The sequence below is a fragment of the Pseudomonadota bacterium genome (assembly GCA_026388275.1).
Classification (GTDB): domain Bacteria; phylum Desulfobacterota; class Syntrophorhabdia; order Syntrophorhabdales; family Syntrophorhabdaceae; genus JAPLKB01.
Genome location: JAPLKB010000011.1, coordinates 55516 through 73266 on the forward strand (window position 1 = coordinate 55516; position 17751 = coordinate 73266).

At 43.5% G+C, this 17751-nt stretch carries 17 protein-coding genes and 1 pseudogene; 17 read left to right on the top strand and 1 reads right to left on the bottom strand.

The genetic code is table 11. The features are described from left to right. The first annotated feature begins 151 nt into the window (after nucleotides 1–151). The 13 genes from NT010_02740 to NT010_02800 all read left to right on the top strand — a co-directional run bounded on the left by NT010_02740 (nucleotide 152) and on the right by NT010_02800 (nucleotide 12705). Entirely contained in the window at nucleotides 152–436 is a 285-nt protein-coding gene (locus NT010_02740; GenBank protein MCX5804976.1) for a septum formation initiator family protein, read from the top strand. A gap of 1 nt (nucleotide 437) precedes the next feature. Beyond that, nucleotides 438–1313, top strand: a complete 876-nt coding sequence (locus NT010_02745; protein MCX5804977.1) for a radical SAM protein — start codon at nucleotides 438–440, stop codon at nucleotides 1311–1313. Next, entirely contained in the window at nucleotides 1313–1753 is a 441-nt protein-coding gene (locus tag NT010_02750) for a thioesterase family protein (GenBank protein ID MCX5804978.1), read from the top strand. The genes NT010_02745 and NT010_02750 overlap by 1 nt, the downstream gene beginning before the upstream one ends. Then, complete coding sequence (locus NT010_02755; protein MCX5804979.1) at nucleotides 1737–2804, top strand: glycosyltransferase family 9 protein; 1068 nt, start codon at nucleotides 1737–1739, stop codon at nucleotides 2802–2804. Before NT010_02750 ends, NT010_02755 begins: the two co-directional genes overlap by 17 nt. Before the next feature lie 26 nt (nucleotides 2805–2830). Continuing rightward, nucleotides 2831–4333, top strand: a complete 1503-nt coding sequence (locus NT010_02760) for a radical SAM protein (protein MCX5804980.1) — start codon at nucleotides 2831–2833, stop codon at nucleotides 4331–4333. After that, on the top strand, nucleotides 4302–5333 hold the full coding sequence (gene waaF, locus NT010_02765) for a lipopolysaccharide heptosyltransferase II (protein ID MCX5804981.1): 1032 nt from the start codon (nucleotides 4302–4304) through the stop codon (nucleotides 5331–5333). The genes NT010_02760 and waaF overlap by 32 nt, the downstream gene beginning before the upstream one ends. A 2-nt stretch (nucleotides 5334–5335) precedes the next feature. Then, entirely contained in the window at nucleotides 5336–6349 is a 1014-nt protein-coding gene (locus tag NT010_02770) for a PfkB family carbohydrate kinase (GenBank protein MCX5804982.1), read from the top strand. Between the two features lie 23 nt (nucleotides 6350–6372). Continuing rightward, nucleotides 6373–6846, top strand: coding sequence for an adenylyltransferase/cytidyltransferase family protein (locus tag NT010_02775; protein MCX5804983.1), 474 nt, complete (start codon nucleotides 6373–6375; stop codon nucleotides 6844–6846). A 134-nt stretch (nucleotides 6847–6980) separates the two neighbouring features. Beyond that, on the top strand, nucleotides 6981–8516 hold the full coding sequence (locus NT010_02780; protein ID MCX5804984.1) for a methylenetetrahydrofolate reductase C-terminal domain-containing protein: 1536 nt from the start codon (nucleotides 6981–6983) through the stop codon (nucleotides 8514–8516). A 95-nt stretch (nucleotides 8517–8611) separates the two neighbouring features. After that, entirely contained in the window at nucleotides 8612–9451 is an 840-nt protein-coding gene (locus tag NT010_02785; protein ID MCX5804985.1) for a glycosyltransferase family 2 protein, read from the top strand. A 15-nt stretch (nucleotides 9452–9466) separates the two neighbouring features. After that, nucleotides 9467–10453 (top strand): GDP-mannose 4,6-dehydratase, encoded by a 987-nt coding sequence (locus tag NT010_02790; GenBank protein ID MCX5804986.1) that lies wholly within the window; start codon nucleotides 9467–9469, stop codon nucleotides 10451–10453. Further along, nucleotides 10453–11562, top strand: a complete 1110-nt coding sequence (locus NT010_02795; protein ID MCX5804987.1) for a DegT/DnrJ/EryC1/StrS family aminotransferase — start codon at nucleotides 10453–10455, stop codon at nucleotides 11560–11562. The genes NT010_02790 and NT010_02795 overlap by 1 nt, the downstream gene beginning before the upstream one ends. Before the next feature lie 12 nt (nucleotides 11563–11574). After that, entirely contained in the window at nucleotides 11575–12705 is a 1131-nt protein-coding gene (locus NT010_02800; protein ID MCX5804988.1) for a glycosyltransferase family 4 protein, read from the top strand. Between the two features lie 63 nt (nucleotides 12706–12768). Here NT010_02800 and NT010_02805 read toward each other — a convergent pair whose 3' ends face one another. Then, nucleotides 12769–12954 carry a hypothetical protein gene (locus tag NT010_02805; protein ID MCX5804989.1) on the bottom strand — a complete coding sequence of 62 codons (186 nt, stop codon included), beginning with the start codon at nucleotides 12952–12954 and terminating at the stop codon, nucleotides 12769–12771. A gap of 631 nt (nucleotides 12955–13585) precedes the next feature. Here NT010_02805 and NT010_02810 point away from each other — a divergent pair. From NT010_02810 to NT010_02825, 4 genes and pseudogenes are all read left to right on the top strand, one after another. Further along, nucleotides 13586–13747, top strand: a pseudogene (locus tag NT010_02810) (tyrosine-type recombinase/integrase). Nucleotides 13748–14427: 680 nt separating this feature from the next. Beyond that, on the top strand, nucleotides 14428–15081 hold the full coding sequence (locus NT010_02815) for a hypothetical protein (protein ID MCX5804990.1): 654 nt from the start codon (nucleotides 14428–14430) through the stop codon (nucleotides 15079–15081). 94 nt (nucleotides 15082–15175) lie between these two features. After that, a complete protein-coding gene (locus NT010_02820) occupies nucleotides 15176–16189 on the top strand; it encodes an HIRAN domain-containing protein (protein ID MCX5804991.1) in 1014 nt (337 codons plus the stop codon). Nucleotides 16190–16277: 88 nt separating this feature from the next. After that, on the top strand, nucleotides 16278–17219 hold the full coding sequence (locus NT010_02825) for a hypothetical protein (protein ID MCX5804992.1): 942 nt from the start codon (nucleotides 16278–16280) through the stop codon (nucleotides 17217–17219). The last annotated feature ends 532 nt before the right edge of the window (nucleotides 17220–17751 follow it).

The window sequence follows — 17751 nt, forward strand, 5'->3', positions numbered from 1 at the left end:
AAACGTTATTTACTTTTTTACGAGTGCCCCAAAGATCCCCCCTGATGTCCTGTTTCAATCATTGTAAAGTTCTGCTCTTTGAGGCCCTCTCCTAAAACCAGGGTGTTACATATAAAGTTGACTTTTTATTTTCTTGCCGTTAATATAACGTATGCTTGACGAAACAATAAAAAAGTATGGTCTTGCCATACTTATGATTGCATTGATGTTTTCACTGCTTTTTGCTGACGGTGGTATTATTGGATATATTAAAACGAAAATGGAAATAAGAAAGGTAAATGGCGAAATACAAAAGTTTGAAAAAGAGAATATTGTCCTGATGCGTGAGATGGAAAGACTCCAGAAGGACGACAAATATCTTGAAGATGTGGTAAGAACGAAATACGGTTTTTTGCGTGAAGGCGAAAAACTTTACATGGTTGAGAAAGAAAAATAGTATGAGGTACGAAGGTGCAATATACAGACCGCCCAGCGAGGCAGACAGTCTAATCCTGCAGGTAACTATAGGATGTTCTCATAATAAATGTACATTCTGCGGGTCTTTTAAAGATAAAAAATTCAGAGTAAGAAGCTTTGATGAAGTTAAAGAAGATGTTGATGAAGCCAAAGTATATGCAAGGTATATCAAAAGAGTCTTTATTGCTGACGGGGATGCCCTTATAATACCGCAGAAAAGGCTTATTCCCATAGTAGAGCTTATAAATGATGCTTTCCCGAAGCTTGAGAGAATAGGTGTTTACGGCAACACAAAATCCATTTTAAAAAAATCAGTGGAAGATCTGAAGGCACTGAAAGAACTCGGGGTAGGAATCATCTACCTTGGTGTGGAATCAGGGGATCAGGTCACACTTGACAGGGTATGTAAGGGGACTGTTCTGGACAAAACTGCTGAGGCAGCAAAAAGGGTAAAAGACGCGGGCATTATACTTTCGGTGACTGTGCTGCTGGGCCTTGCCGGGGTTGAACGAAGCAGGATACACGCTGAGGAGACAGGAAAATTCTTAAGCAGGATTGACCCTGATTATGCAGGCGCCCTGAGCATTATTCTGGTGCCGGGGACCCCGCTGGCAGAAGAAGTGAGAAAGGGCACATTCAAAGCCCCTGATCCTTATCAATTGCTTGAAGAACTGGCCATTATGATTGAAAATATCGATGCAACACATATGTTTTTTGCCTCCAACCATGCCTCAAATTACCTCCCTGTTAAGGCATGGCTTCCCGAAGAAAAAGAAAGGACTTTAAATGCAATCAGGCATGTCCTGAAACAAAAAGACCCCTCCATGCTGAGACCCGAATCCATGAGGGCTCTCTAATGAATAACCCGAAAAAATCGGAAAAGGTCAAGGATTTTGAAACTATTGACATGACTGTTCGCGTAAGGTATGCGGATACGGACAAGATGGGAATCGTATATCACGGAACATACCCCGTATATTTTGAGGTTGGAAGAAGCGAGTATATAAGAAAAAAAGGTTTTACATACAGAGATTTTGAAGAAATGGGCTATCAACTTGTAGTTGTCGAACTGGAGGCAAGATACTATGGTTCCGCAACCTACGACGACCTGATTACTGTTAGAACCGGCATATCCGAGCTAAAATCAAGAGGGCTTACATTCCATTATGAGATATACAAAAACGGCAACATGATAGTGGAAGGAAGGACAAAGCACATCTGTTTAAACGCAGGTAAAAAGCCTGTATTAATACCCTCGCCCCTTGTTGAAATCCTGAAGGATGTCAAACCCCGATAATATTCTGGTGATCCGATTAAGCTCCCTGGGCGATGTACTTATGAGCATCCCCGCTGTTATGGCTATCAGAAAAACATATAATGATGCCCGTATTTTATGGCTTGTTGAGGGTTCTGTCAGCAAGTTTCTTTCATATCAGAGCTTTATCGACGGTGTGATAGAATTTCCAAGGCAGAGTATTGTTAAAGCCATTAAAAAAAGAGATCCTCTTCGGGCAGTGAAAGAGATGAATGCCTTTTTAGAGAGGCTGAGACAGGTAAACTATGATATTATTGCCGATTTTCACGGAATAATCAAAAGTGCAATATTTTCGGTTCTTGCCCGTGGAAACAGAAGGATTGGTTTTGGAAAGATATATGCAAAGGAAAAAAGCCACCTTTTTTACGGTGAAAAGGTTACTGCCGGCAATAACAGGATTCATAAAGTTGAAAAAAATATGCTGATTGCACAATACCTTGGTGCCGGCAAAGAAGCTCCAGAGGTGAATCTTTTTGTCCCCTCTGAAGTGGAAAGCTATGTAGACAGTTTTTTTTCAGAGGCAGGTATTTCCGGGCCTGTTTTTGCAGTAAACCCTTTCTCCAGCAGTGGAAGCTCATATAAAAGATGGGATATCAGGCATTATGGAGAATTAAATAAAAAGATAAATAATGAAATAGGCGGCCATGTGTTGATATTGTGGGGCCCCGGCGAAAAAGAAGAAGCGGAATATTTAAGGCAGATTTCAGGTAATCGGTCATTATTATCCTGCCCGACAGATGTGCCGCAGCTTTTTGCACTTTTGAAGAAGGCTGATATGTATATCGGCGGCGATACCGGTGTTATGCACCTTGCAGTATTTGCAGACACGCCTGTTGTTGCAATATTCGGCCCTACGGATGTCAGCATTAACGCCCCTTATGGTCAGAATAACATAATAATAAGAAAGGAACTGCCCTGCAGCCCCTGTAAAAACAAGAAGTGCCAAAACAGAAAGTGCGTTGAAGATATTACGGTAGATGAGGTTTTTGAGGCAGTCGTAAAGATGTACAGGAAAAGCATCAGCAATAACTGATCGCTGGAAACCGGAAAGGGGAATTTATGAAGGTACTGTTTATATATCCCAACTTATATGCTCAGATAGGATTCAGTTACGGAATTTCATATATATCGGGTCTTTTAAAAGCAAAGGGCATAGAGACCTATCTGCTTAATGTAAATGAAAAACTCGGTTATCCTCTCGATTTCGACAGGATTAAAAAGGATGTCCTTTCTATTAGACCTGATTTTATAGGATTCTCTGTACTTACCAACCAGTACAAATATGCCATTGATATTGCCCGGAGTATTAAGGGGTACTATGATGCCCCTATAGTTTTTGGAGGAATCCACCCGACCATGGACCCGCACGATACAATCGCCGAAGCATCTGTAGATTATCTATGCATCGGAGAAGGTGAAGAGGCATTTCTCGAACTTATTCAAAGAGGCGATCCTAAAGGCGTAAGGAATATCGGCTATAAAGATGGGGGTGCCGTAATTCTTGAGCCCCTGCGTCCATTTACGGACATAACAAAGCTGCCCTTCAAGGACTACGATATTTTTGATTTTCAACAGATGATAGATGCAAAAGACGGATGGGTGGGGCTTCTCGCTTCGAGAGGGTGCCCCTTCCGGTGTACCTATTGCCTGAATCATAAGATAATGAAACTGTACAAAGACAACGGCCACCTGCCGAAGGAATATTTGAGGAGACACAAGGTAGATGACGTAATAGGCGAGATCGGATATATACTTTCCAGATATAAACGGATAAAAATGTTTATATTCGATGATGATGTGTTTACCTTTGACAAAGCGTGGCTCAAGGAATTTTCAGAAAAATACAGGGAAATAACCGACATCGGCTTTGTATGTAATGCGCATGCACGTATATTTGACGAAGATATGGCTCTATACCTTAAAAACGCAGGATGTAAAATAGTCAAATTCGGACTGGAAAGCGGCAGCGATAGAATACGAAGAAACGTGCTGAACAGGTATATGACAAATAAGGATATTGAACGGGCGTTTAAAGTATCACATAAATTTGGACTTCATACATCTGCATTTGTTATGATAGGATTGCCTCACGAAGAAAAAATTGATATGGTGGAAACAATGGACCTTCTTGGAAGGATACAGCCTGGAAGAATACGCTGGTCATTATTCTTTCCTTTTATTGGCACAAAGGCGTATGATATTGCAAAAAAGGCCGGTCAGATCGATTTTAACAAAATGGGTCTCCTCGATAATTTTACTGATGAGACCTGTATGATGCTCGGGGAAGATGCAGACCTTTTTGTAAATAAATTAAAGGCCATGTTCTGTCTGTTTTTGAACGGTTATGCAGATATGGACGGAAAGCAGAAATACATGCAGCTTGTCAGGGAGGTTGAGTCGGCGACAGCGGAAAGCTGGCATGAAAACAAAGAACTTTTTATACAGCGGATGAATATGCTGGATAAAGAGATGGAAGAACAAGAAAGGTGTTTCTACACAATAAAATACAATGCTTTTATGGGTGTGAGAAGTGACTGGAAAGACGATAGTTTATCTGCCTAACTGGCTGGGTGATATGGTGATGGCAATCCCTTTTCTTAATTCCCTGAGGGCATCCCTCAACGGTGATCTGTGGGGGATTGGAAAAGCAAACGCCATACATATTTACAACGGTCTCGGCATTTTTGACAGGTTTATGCCCTTGGAAAGCAGAGGGCCTATCCCGTTGCTTGATATGATAACCCTTGTGAAAGATCTTGATTTTGAGAGAGGCATTGCATTGCCCCATTCTTTCCGTTCTGCTCTTCTCTTCTATTTGGCCCGTATCAACGAAAGAATCGGATACCCCAGAAATAAGAGAGGTTTTATGCTCACGCAGCATGTGGCAGAAGGCAATATACTTGAACCCACCGTAGAGCATTACCTGAAGATTATTGATGCTCTGGGCGGTAAAAGGCTGTCTGATACACCTGCTCTTTGCGTTACGGAAGATGAGGAGCATAAATTTGACCAGAGCAATATGGATATTAATAAACCCTATGTGGCCTTTATTGTCGGTGCTCAATACGGTCCGTCAAAATGCTGGCCCCCCGGTCATTTCTCGAAACTTGCTGATATGATCGCAGAGAATTATGGTATGAAAGTATATGTATTACCGGGTAAAGGCGAGGAAGATCTTGCCCGTGAGATTTATAACGAAACTGAACGGAAAGAATTTATAGTAATAAAACCTATGGGCATAAGAGAGTTGAAGGTTTGCCTTTCAAGGGCATCGGTTGTTGTGAGCAATGATACGGGTCCAAGACATATTTCGGCAGCGCTTTCTGTACCCACTATTGTGCTTTTGGGACCTATGGATGAAAGGTATACCCAATATCCGAATAATTATACATATCAGATCAGCGAAAATATACCGTGCAGGCCCTGTAATAACAAAAAATGCAATAAAAACCACGAATGCCTGAAAGACATAAGCCCGAAAGAGGTATTTTTGAAGCTGGGAGAAATTATTGAAAAGAGGCAACAAAGTGAAGAAACTAAAGCCGGAAGGGAAAACAGGTGAAGGTGAAAAAAGAGAAGCATAAGGAAGAAGGGGTAGAACAGGGATTCAGCATAGAAAAAATCATCGGCCGGTTTAAAGGGAAAAAGATTTGTGTTATCGGGGATATCATCGCTGATGTCTATATCTTCGGAAAACCATACAGGCTTTCAAGAGAAGCACCCGTTGTTGTTGTAAAGCATGAAGAAGAAAGGATATATCCTGGCAGTGCAGGGAACACGATAAACAACCTTCTGACACTTGGAGCGCAGGTATTTCCCATTGGTTTTATCGGTGAGGACAATGCAGGGGACAGGCTGATGGAATATTTTTCCCGCTGCAAAAACGTAGTAATTGACGGACTTGTAAGACACAAAGGGGAAACGGTTACAAAGACAAGAATAATGGCAGGAGATACCCATACATCAAAGCAACAGGTAATACGGATAGACAAGGACAGCAATAAACCTGTCCCGCAGAAGGCGAGAGAGCTTTTTACAAAAAAACTGGCGGATATTGCTCATGACATGGATGCGTTTATTCTTTCCGACTATGGACATGGTACAGTTGATGCCGGGACTATTGAAACCATGAAAGGGGTAGCGAAAAACAGAATAGTTGTCGGTGATTCACGGTACAACCTCAACGCCTTTAAGGGATTTACAATCATTGCGCCTAACGAGTCGGAGGCTTATGCGCTCAGCTCTATGGATGAAGGACATGATATTGAAGCAGCGGGCAGAAAGATTATGGACTTTATGGATATTGGAGCACTGCTCATTACAAGGGGAAATAAAGGTATGAGCCTTTTCCAGAAAGATGGAAAGGTTCATCATATACCTATCTCAGGGACTGATGATGTGACAGATGTAACGGGTGCCGGTGATACTGTGTGTTCTGCGCTGGCGCTTTCACTCGCAGCCGGCGCTGACTTCTACACAGCTTCACGGATTGCCAATTATGCAGCCGGTATAGTTGTAATGAAAAGAGGCACTGCAACGGTTAATATGCAGGAACTGAAAGCAGTATTGAATATTTAATAAAAAAACTTGAGACTGAAACCATGGGACAGATAATAAAAGAACTTGCTCAATTAAAAGACATTCTCGAAATAGAAAAGAAAAAAGGGAAAAAGATAGTCTTCGGGAACGGTTGTTTTGACATTCTTCATGTTGGCCATATAAGGTATTTGAAAGGCGCAAAGGAACTTGGCGACATCCTTATTATTGCAATAAACGATGATGTTTCTGTAGCGGAGCTGGGGAAGAGGAAGAAGGTCGTAACACCGGCAACGGAGAGGGTCGAGATCATTTCATCCCTGGAGTGTGTTGATTACGTGACAACATTCAGCGAGCCCACCGTAGAGCATCTGTTGCTTGAACTAAAACCACATATACACGCAAAGGGTACGGATTATACTGAGGATAACGTCCCGGAAAGGAATATTGTCCTGTCTTACGGAGGAAAAGTGGCCATTGTGGGCGACCCCAAGGACCATTCCACACGGGATATAATCACATTAATCAAGCAGTCCTGATAAAGCAGTAAAAACAACATTCCCCGGTATCGGGCCAGGCCTGTTCGAGCTTTACGGGCCGTGACTTTGCTGGTGGAGGGGATAACCGGGTAAGAGCTTGCGGTTGTCCCGGTAATCACATTAAGGAGACTGAGATGGCGGTCAATCGTTTTAAAGAGACCCTGTTGAGGCGCGACCAATTCATATACACCGTTGAACTGGTCCCTGGAAGAGGGGCGCACGGAAAGGTTCAGGATGATATCCTTGCGCTTGCCGATAAGGCCGTCCATGGAGGACTCGTTCATGCCCTCTCTATTACGGATAATCCCGGTGGACACCCGACTCTTGCCCCCGAAGTAATCGGAGTCGAGATCAGACGGATGGGTATTGACCCCATCATTCATTTTACATGCAAGGACAAAAACAGAAATCAGATCGAATCAATTCTTTATGCGTTTGACCGTGTGGGTATCCGAAATCTGCTTGCCATGACCGGAGATTTTCCTCTATACGGGTTTGAAGGAAAAGCAAAACCGGTTTTTGACCTTGATTCGGTTCAGCTTTTACATCTTATGAGCATGATGAACCAGGGGCTGGAAATTAACAGCATGGCCCCGGGAGGAGGCGCCAGACTTCCCCCTACTCATTTAATCAAGGGCTGTGCGGTTTCACCTTTTAAGAAGCTCGAATCCGAAACCATGGCTCAGTATTTCAAACTATGGAAGAAGGTACAAGCCGGAGCAGACTTTATCGTAACACAGGTGGGTTTTGATGCCCGCAAGTTTGATGAGTTTCTCCGCTACATGCGTTACTGCGAAATCAGAATTCCCGTCATCGGTAACGTATATGTCCTCAACTTCCCGGTGGCAAGGGTAATGAACCAAAAGGGTGTTCCCGGATGCATGGTAACAGATGATCTCTTCCGCACCTGTGAGGAGGAATCCCGCTCCCCTGATAAGGGGAAAGCCGCCCGTCTCGAAAGGGCGGCAAAGCAGATTGCACTTCTCCGCGGGATCGGCTATGACGGCGTCCATATCGGCGGATTTAACCTGAAGTATGAAGACGTTGAATGGGTAATAGGCAGATCAATAGAAATATCCGGCAACTGGACATCCTTTATCCGCGAATTTGATTATCCGCAGCCCGGAGGATTTTATCTGTACAAGAAAGACCCTGATACAGGACTTAACAGCGATATTTTTTCCAATGAAACAAGCCATCCGGATAAAAGCCCGGGTTATGCTCTCATGCGCCTTTTTCACAGTGCAGTATTTGCTCAGGATACTCCCCTTTACAAGGCAGCCTGCTCATTCTTCAGGACTGTTGAAGGCACAATGCTGAAGGGACCTTTTACAGAAATGGAACACATAATAAAGTACATCAGTTCACGTTGCCGCCGTTGCGGAGACTGCACACTGGCAGAAATAGCCTTTTTATGCCCTCAGTCGCAGTGCCCCAAGTCCCTTTTTAATGGTCCATGCGGAGGGTCAATGGAAGGGTGGTGCGAGGTTTTTCCAGGCAAACGTCGATGTATCTTTGTCCGCGCCTATGACCGGCTCAAATCCTACAATGAAGAATCGTCCCTGAAAGGGGAATATATATGCCCCCGCAATTGGGAACTGGACCAGACATCCTCCTGGACCAATTATTTTCTTGGCCGGGACCATCGGAAAACGACCTGTGATAAATGACCATGTTTTGTACATGTTTGATTTAAGGGTGTTTTTAGTGTAGATTAACCAAAAGCCTGAAAAATTAGTGCACAATGGTATAAATTGAGTTAATAATGGAAAATTCAAAATTCAAAATTCAGAATTCAGAACCATCAGGTTCTGTGCTGCCCTTATCCGTTTATATGATTACACTTAACAATGGCCATACGATAGAGAAGGCTCTTCAGAGCGTTGCCGGCTGGGCAGAAGAGGTGATTGTTGTCGATTCACACAGTACGGACGGCGCCCCTGAGATAATCCTGAAATATACTGACAGATTATACCAGTACGACACAAGCAGTCAGAGAGACAAATACCAGTATGCGCAGGATATTTGTAAAAATAAGTGGGTGCTCTTTATAGATGCCGATGAGTGGCTTACGCCGGAGATTAAAGATGAAATAACAAATATTGTTTTAACAGGAACTGATTACGATGGTTTTATTGTGAACAGAAGGAATGTTTACCTCGGCAGGGAGATAAAATACGGCGGCTGGTATCCTGATTATGAGATACGTTTATACAGAAAGGAAAAGGGGAAATGGGAAGGCGGCATCCATGCAAAAATACACATTGACGGTAAAACGGGCACTCTGAAAAACTACTACATGCACATCCCCTATGCAGACACTGCCCATCAGATAAGAACAATCGACAGATATTCCGAGGCGTATGCCGATGATCTCCATACATCGGGACGCAGCTTTCACCTTATTAACATGCTTCTTCGGCCCGTATACCGTTTTTTCAGGGATTATATTTTTAAGAGAGGTTTCCTTGACGGTATCCCCGGTCTTATCATTATCGCGTCAACGATGTACTATGTATTTATGAAACAGGCAAAGTTATGGGAAATGGAACGAAAGGTAAAAAGTGAATTCGTCAGGAGAAAAGAACAAAACAAACTGTTGTAGCAACAGGAGACCGGTATGCATGATGCATTGAAAGACAAAGAAGTCCTTGTAACCGGCGGTCTGGGTTTTATCGGAAGCAACCTGTCCATAGAACTCGTCAAAGCCGGGGCGCACGTTACTATTGTAGATAATATGCTGCCGAGACAGGGCAGTAACCTATTTAACATCAAGGATATTGAAGACAAAGTAAAAGTGAATTTTTCAGACGTGAGAAACGAACTTTCCATGAACCACCTTGTAAAAGGGAAGGACTATATATTCCATCTTGCAGGACAGGTAAACCATGTGGACAGTATGCGCAACCCTCTTCAGGACCTTGATATAAACTGCCGCGGGACACTGGTGCTGCTTGAGTCGTTAAGACATCACAACCGCTCTGCCAGAGTGATCTTTGCCGGTACAAGAGGAGAGTACGGGTCGAGCGTGAAGCTTCCTGTAGACGAAGACCATCCTACAAACCCCATGGGAATTTATGCTGTTACCAACTTAACGGCAGAAAAGATGGTTCTTGTCTATGACGATATATTCGGGATAAAAGGAACTTGCTTAAGAATAACAAATACATACGGGCCAAGGCATCAGATGTCTCATGATGAATACGGTGTATTCAACTGGTTTATCCGAAAGGCAATGGATGACGAGGAAATTCCTGTATTCGGAGACGGCAGGATACTTCGTGACTTCCTTTATGTAGAAGACCTTGTGGAATGTATGCTCAGCATGGCAGATGTAGAAGCTGCATACGGCAAAGTCTTTAATATCGGCACAGGCTTACCGGTGAGCTTTATCGATCTTGCAAAAATAATTATAAAGGTAACAGGCACAGGAAAGGCAAAATTTACTGAATTTACCCAGGAAAGAAAGGAAGTTGAACCCGGTGATTACTATGCAGACATTTCACTGATAAAAAAGACAGTGGGATGGGCACCGCATATTCCGCTGGAAGAGGGTATAGGAAGAACAGTGGCGTTTTACAGGAAACACAGAAAGGAGTACTGGTAATGATTGTAAATATATTTAACCTTGAAAGGGATCATGAGGAAATAAAAGGCGAAATTATCGGGCGCTTTGAAGACGTGCTCTCAAATGGAGAGTATATACTTGGAAAGGAAGTAAAGGCATTTGAAGAAGCTTTTGCCGCATATATCGGCGTTAAATATGCCATAGGGGTAAACAGCGGAACAGATGCATTGAAGATAGGCGGGCTGTCCACTGGGCTTCAAAGGGATGATAAAATTGTGACAACGCCGAATACATACATTTCTACTGCGATGGGTCTTTCCATACATGGAATTACACCGCTTTTATGCGATATAGAACTCGACACATACAATATGGACCCCCAGAAGCTTGAGGATTTATTAAAGAAAGAAAAGGGGGTTAAGCTCTGCATCCCGGTTCATCTCTACGGACAACCTTGCAGGATGGATGAAATCCGGGAAATATGCGCCAGATACGGGGTGAGGATTCTTGAAGATGCCTGCCAGGCTCATGGCGCTAAATATAAAGATGCAATGGTGGGAACTCTGGGGGATTTAGCTGCCTTCAGTTTCTATCCGACAAAAAACCTCGGCTGCTACGGCGACGGCGGCATTATAGTAACGGATTCGGAGGATATATATAATAAGGCAATAATGCTGAGAGCATACGGGCAGGAGGCAAAGCATGTCCATGCCATAGAAGGTTTTAATTCGAGGCTTGATGAGATACAGGCAGCGATCTTAAGATTTAAGCTCGGTTTGCTCGACCGGTGGAACATAAAAAGAAGGCACTTTGCATGGTTGTATAGAAGAGATCTGTTAGACACGCCTCTTCTACTTCCCGATGAAGCATCCTGGGCATACCACGTTTATCATCTCTTTGTGGTCCGTGCAAAAAAGAGAGATGAATTAACCGGATATTTAAAAGAAAGAGGAATTTCCACTCTCATACACTACCCCACACCGATACACCTCCAGAAAGTATATGAACATCTCGGATACCAAAAAGGTGCATTCCCGAACTCGGAAACAGCAGCGGAAGAGATTATCTCCCTACCCATGTATCCTTCCCTGAGGGAAGATGAGGTGTTGTACGTATCAAAGTGCATAAGGGAATACTATGGAATGTAACGGGGCTACAGCATGAAAATTCTACAATTATTCAGTGATTGGAAATGGACCGGGCCGGCAGAGCCCACTGTATCATTATGTGAAGCGCTGACAGGCGAAGGGGTTGATGTAACTCTGGCATATAGATGCGCCCCATTGGATTTTCAGGAAAGAACCGTTGAAAAGCAGGCGAAGAGCAGAGGGATAAAAACATACGACGGATTCAAAATGAACAGGTATTTTTCTCCTGAAGAGTGGCTTTACGATATAAAAGCTATAAAGTCCTATGCTGCCATTAACAGTATTGACATAATCCACACCAACCTTTCACATGATTACTATACTGCAATCTTTTCCCTCTTGTTTTCAAGCAATGGCCCATTGATTATCCGGACAGACCATAAAAGGGACGGGATGCCTGTTAACAGGTTCATGTCATGGGCAGTCAGGCGTACTGACGGTCTTGTAAGCTACAGCAGCAGTATTATGAAGCAGGATATAGAGGCATTCAGGTTCCCCAAGGAAAGAACCTGTGTAATTCCTCCCGGAGTTAGACCATACACCGGCCCTTTAAGAGATATGCGGAACGAATTCGGCATAAAAAAGGATGAAAAGGTCATCGGTATTATCGGAAGACTGAAGCCCGACAGGGGGTATGATGTCATACTCGAGGCTTTCAGGCTTCTGAGAAACAGGATGGACAAAGTAAAACTTCTCATCATGGGGCGAAGCTCCCAGATAGAACAGAGCATTAAACAGCCTATTGTCAAACTGGGTCTTAAAGATGATGTAATACTTGCCGGTTACTGGATAGATGACTATTTCTCAGTTATTTCGACTTTTGACCTCTTTGTTATGATGAGGGCAGGCAGCGACGGCACGGCACGGGCGCTCCGGGAAGTAATGGCTATGGGAAAGCCTGCCATAGTATCTGATATGGGGATGCTGCCCGAACTTGTAGAGGACGGGAAATCCGGCTATGTTGTCAGACTTGACGAGCATGAGCTTGCCGCAAGGCTGGAAGAGATTCTCTCAGACGAAGAGAAAATGAAAACCTTCGGCTTAAAGGCTAAACAGTCTGCCGTAGAAAAGTGGAATTTTGCTACTCAGGCCCAGGAAATGAAAGCTTTTTATGAAAAACTGCTTGAGATGAAAAAGAAGTAATTCCGTTGTGTTCGTTTCTTTTCCTGGTTTTTCTTTGATCGGTCAGCAGCATGATTGCAATACTCATCTGCGGCGACCTGCTTCGCCTCGCGACGCGACCTCCAGCATACATAAAGTATAGCTTACGGTCAGCAAGGCTAACAGTTCATCCACATCTGTAGTATTACTTCCATGCTGCTGCCCACTCAACCCGAATTCACATATATCTTTATGTGAATTCGGGAAAAAGGTGGGGGATAGTTTATTCATTTTCATTCCCTTCTGTTTCTTTTCCCCTTATTTTGTTGCATTGAGGTTTATATTAATTCGAGATTTTTTTAAAACTCCGAAGATTTGTCATATCGGTGAAAACCGGTATCCGGAAGTTATTAAATTCCTGAATCCTTTGTCCTGGCAGATGAGGAAAAGACGGCAAAATCGTTACTTTAACTTGCATATATAACATTATGTTATTAATGGATTATATGGTTTTCCGACACAGTGTCGGAGAATTTTCTTGATTGATATAGCAGAGGCAATTACTCCCCTGAATTTTGGAAACCTGTTTTTAAAGACGTATCGCGTAAAGCATTGTCTGTATTTGTTTTGCGGAGGTTTTAAAAATCTGTGAAACAGTTGCACAGATTTTACGGAGTATCTTTTTTAGTCAATTTCTTCCAACCTGCCGAAAGGCTGCTTGATTGTATTTATCCTGTATATTTCTAATAAAAAAGTAACATTATTATTGACATGTTACAAAATGAGTTGATAGAATTGTTTCTTTAATGGGGGATTAGTGGGGGTTATTGTAAACAAAGACAATACAGGAAACGTAACGGTTGCATTTAAATATGATCCTCTTTTCATAGAGAAGGTCAAAACCATCCCCGCAAACAATGCCCATACCTTCCGTCACTGTTTTATAACACATCTTTTGGAAGCAAATTATGACATCAGAACAGTTCAGGAACTTTTAGGCCATAAAGAAGTGTCGACTACAATGATCTATACTCACGTATTGAATAAACCGGGACTTAGCGTAAAAAGCCCCCTGGATGGATAGGTTGATATTTAAGGCTTGCTGTATATCCCCCTTAATTGTGGGGATATACAGCACCAGTGAAGGACTATTGGGATATTTTGCAATGGAGATGTCTACTTAATTGTTAAGCCAGAGAACAAGAAGAGATCATAAAGGTGATAATTACATACGTCCTTAAAACCAAATGTCCCCAATGCGGCACGGTCGGACAATATGGCAATGTCAACGTTTCCGGCGAAGTGTTACGAAGAGGTTGCAATGCCTGCGGTCACTGGGAGCACATCCCACTACCACCACTAAAAAAGCAGGTAATCTACTTAGACCAGTTCTTCCTTTCGCATGCTTTTCGAGATAAAACAAAGCCTTTTGTAGATGCAGCCAAACGCATCGAGGGCCTTGCGAATCGTCAGCTTCTCGTGTCTCCATATTCATCAGTTCACAGCGATGAGACTCGTTTATGGAGACACGAGGACCAAGAGAAGCTCTTCGAGTTCATAAAGCAGACTGCACGAGGACGAGAATTCGCACCAACCTATTCGATTAAGCAGTCGCAGTTGGTGGCTTCCTTCCGGGCTTTTCTGAATTCTGACGCCGAACATTTTGGAGTAGAAGAACGGCATGCTTTCCGAGAGGATATCCATTCGTGGGATGATTACTTTTGGATTGACGTCCGTCCGTCTTACTTATCCGACACTGAGGAGATGCGTAAGGGTAAGAGTGCTTCGGTATCGGCTCTCGTAAACATCTTTGAGGGTTGGCGAAAAGGCAAGGCCACCTTCGAAGAAGATCGACGATCGGAAGCATTGGGATATGCAGAGTCGTTGCTTACACAGTACTGGGAAAACACGGTAAAACTGGCTGCCGGGACTTTGGACTATCTTAGCATGCCTATCGAATCGCGGTTCGTTAAAGAGCTTTTGTATTTTGATGAAGACACTATGTCATTCGAAGACCGTGTTGAGCGAATAAAAACCTTTCTAAGATCCGACTACTTTGTCGACACCCCGTACATTGACATATCCTGTCAGCTATTTGCTGTGCTCAGAAAGCTGGTTCGAAACGGGGCATATCCGAACAGGAAGAAGGCTGAAGAGAAACTGGCCGGTATTTATTACGATGTGGACTTCATCTCCATTTTCGGTCCTTACTGCGATGCACTTTTTATGGATCGGACCATGAGGCAGTGGGTGACGGATAAAGACGCTAGTATTACTGACCGCTATCACTTCACGTCTTTCTCTCCAGAATGCTGGGGCGATTTCGGTGCATATCTGGATGGCGTTGAGGCGGGCGTGTCACAGACATTAGAGGCATTCCTGGGAATGGTGTACCCAAAACAAGAGCTATTGGCTTAACCAGCCGATGAACCGGATCGCGGCTATAGAGCGCCGCTCCCGGTTATCTTTTTGTTGGGCTAATATTCGGTGAGCGCATAATCATGAGGAATTTATGGGGCGAACATTTCGTGCAAAGATAGCTGGCGTTATCCATAACAACAATGACGGTACGAGTCGGCAAGAAATACTACGGAAATGCTCCCTTGGTGAGAGCCTTGTGCTGCAACGAGATTACAATAATGCTTTCGATGAATACGCCATCGCGGTTTTGAGGAAGACGAGAGAACAAGTAGGTTTTATTCCGCGACAAGTTGCTTTCAGGCATCCGGCAATGAACGATTTGGCCCCGCATATGGATCAAGGCGGCGAGGTTAGTGCAAAGATTGTTTCTCTCATTGGCGGTGAATGTGAGATCGAGATTGAAGTAATTGGTTGCGATGGCGGGAAACCCTACCAATTGAGGGAAGCAGAAGCGAGAGACCTAAGAGACAAAGCAAAAGCCCTCGAAAGAAGTGACCCAAAGGAAGCAATCAGACTATACAGACAATCCATTGCCAAAATGCTGGAAGTCGATAGCTTGATTAGGGAAACGCGTTTTTTCAAAAACCAGGTGGCGGAGCTTGGTTACGATCTTGGCACTTGGCGGAGGTCGTCTTTGCCTATCGAGAGGATAACTGCATTATTAGAAAGACAGAAGAACTATTCTGAATGCTTAGAGGAGATATCTAGCTATGAAAATACTGAAGATAGAAAGGGATTAAGCCAAAACGATTTCCGAAAGATTCGCGAGCGAAAGAGAAAAGTCAAAAGGCTTTTTCAGCCCAGTAAAGAGAAAATAGACACTGCTTTCCTTGTTGAACGAATTAAAATGCTACAGGTTGACCCAAACAGGTTTCACGAAGAACATTCTACTTATCATTCTTACGACTGCACCACAGAGCTTGTCAGTCATTACAGGGCGGAAATCAAACACCTTGGCCTTGGGGCCTCACAAATAATAACGGAGTTCGAAAGGGATAAACTCGTAAAAAAGGTCAGTGACCAATTCAAGCAATGGGATGAAGAGTGGTTAATATACTTGCAGCAAGATTTAGCAGAAGGGATTAGAGAGGATGGCTCTACTTAATGACTACACAAGAAAGGCATGAACTGGAGATTGACGCTGTCGGGTCACTACGCGACCGCTGCCGTTGGTTGCATAGGAAATACCTGCAATGACAAGGACGTCTAACAAGGACAAAAGGTTGAAGATTTTTCAATATGGGGCGACAGCAATAGCCAAGTATACAAAGGGGGATTCTTCACACTATTATTGCCCGATATGTGGGGTAGGATATCCTGAGTCTTCGGCTATTGCAGGCACAGATCTCACATTGGAAGACGTTCCTCCCAAGAGTATTGGAGGAAAGCCTATCCTCCTGACATGCCGCCAGTGTAATTCATCGGCTGGACATAAAATCGATGTTTGTACCGCAAGCAAAAGGGAATTCGATAAATTTGAAAGAATCGTATGTGGTCAAGAAAACGGGACGATACCTGTTGCCAAGTTATCATTAGCGAGTTTTAACATAGCAGCCTCCATTAGCAGGGGACACTCTTTTGATGTAATGCCACTTCCAAATGCCAATTCGCCAACTACAATCGAGAAGTACAAGGAACACCTAGAGAATCTTGCCGCCAGCAACGCCAACGGCTTCGAGTTTGAACTTTCAATGACTCAAAAATACGATCATCGGTTATACAAATTGAGTCAACTCAAATCTTCGTTTCTGCTGATTTTTGCTTGGCTTGGGTATGGCTACGCTTTTGCCCCTAACCTGGAAGGAGTAAGACGTCAGATTCAAGAACCTGAAAATGACATTATAGGAACAAGATTCTGGATAGAAGGAAATGAAAGTATGCCGCTGAATAAAGTAATGTTTTTGCGAAACCCGGTACATGCCTTATTGGTTTCATTTAATGGCTTTTCTATTGTTCTTCCTTCATTGAATTTTACGGACGATATTTACAGCACCTTGCCGAGGTATTGGAAGAAAGGGCAGCGAATAGACCTCGAAGCCCAAGTGTTGCTGGATAGGTGGCCTGATAGATTGCAGATGAAGTTGGATTACCTCGAAAAAGCAGAAGGCGAGATCATTGGCGAGAAACGAAGATAAGAGGGAAAGAACATTGCCCAACCCATCGCTCAAGCCGATAGTGGCCCCGTGGGCCGCTCCGGCTTAGCTTTCCGTTGGGACATAGTCGATGAATAAGAAGCAAGGAAAGAGAGTGAGCACATCAGATAAGATATTCGTCTGTTGCTTCTATTTGAGCTGTCTGTCTGTTTTGTTTGTATTGTTACTAGTGGTAGGGTGCGCGCTCAATCGATCATTGGTACCCATCTATGAAACCTCTACTTCAAAAGATACCTGGGACAGATACGAGCCGGTCAGCTTAAACCTTCTCAAGAGGACTCTATTCGACTATCCCGAAAACCAAGTCGGCATGACGATCAATGCAGCGGCCGCCGCCAAGCCCTATCGAATATCGGGCCAGGAAGGGAAACAACGGGGTCAGATACTGTCATTAATGTCAAGCCCAAAACTCTCCTTTTTTAGTTTTTTTATCATACATCACGATATGGTACTTTACCCTTATATACAGCATGTGCGATAAGAAGCAATTTTCTCATTGCAGCAATAACGGCCA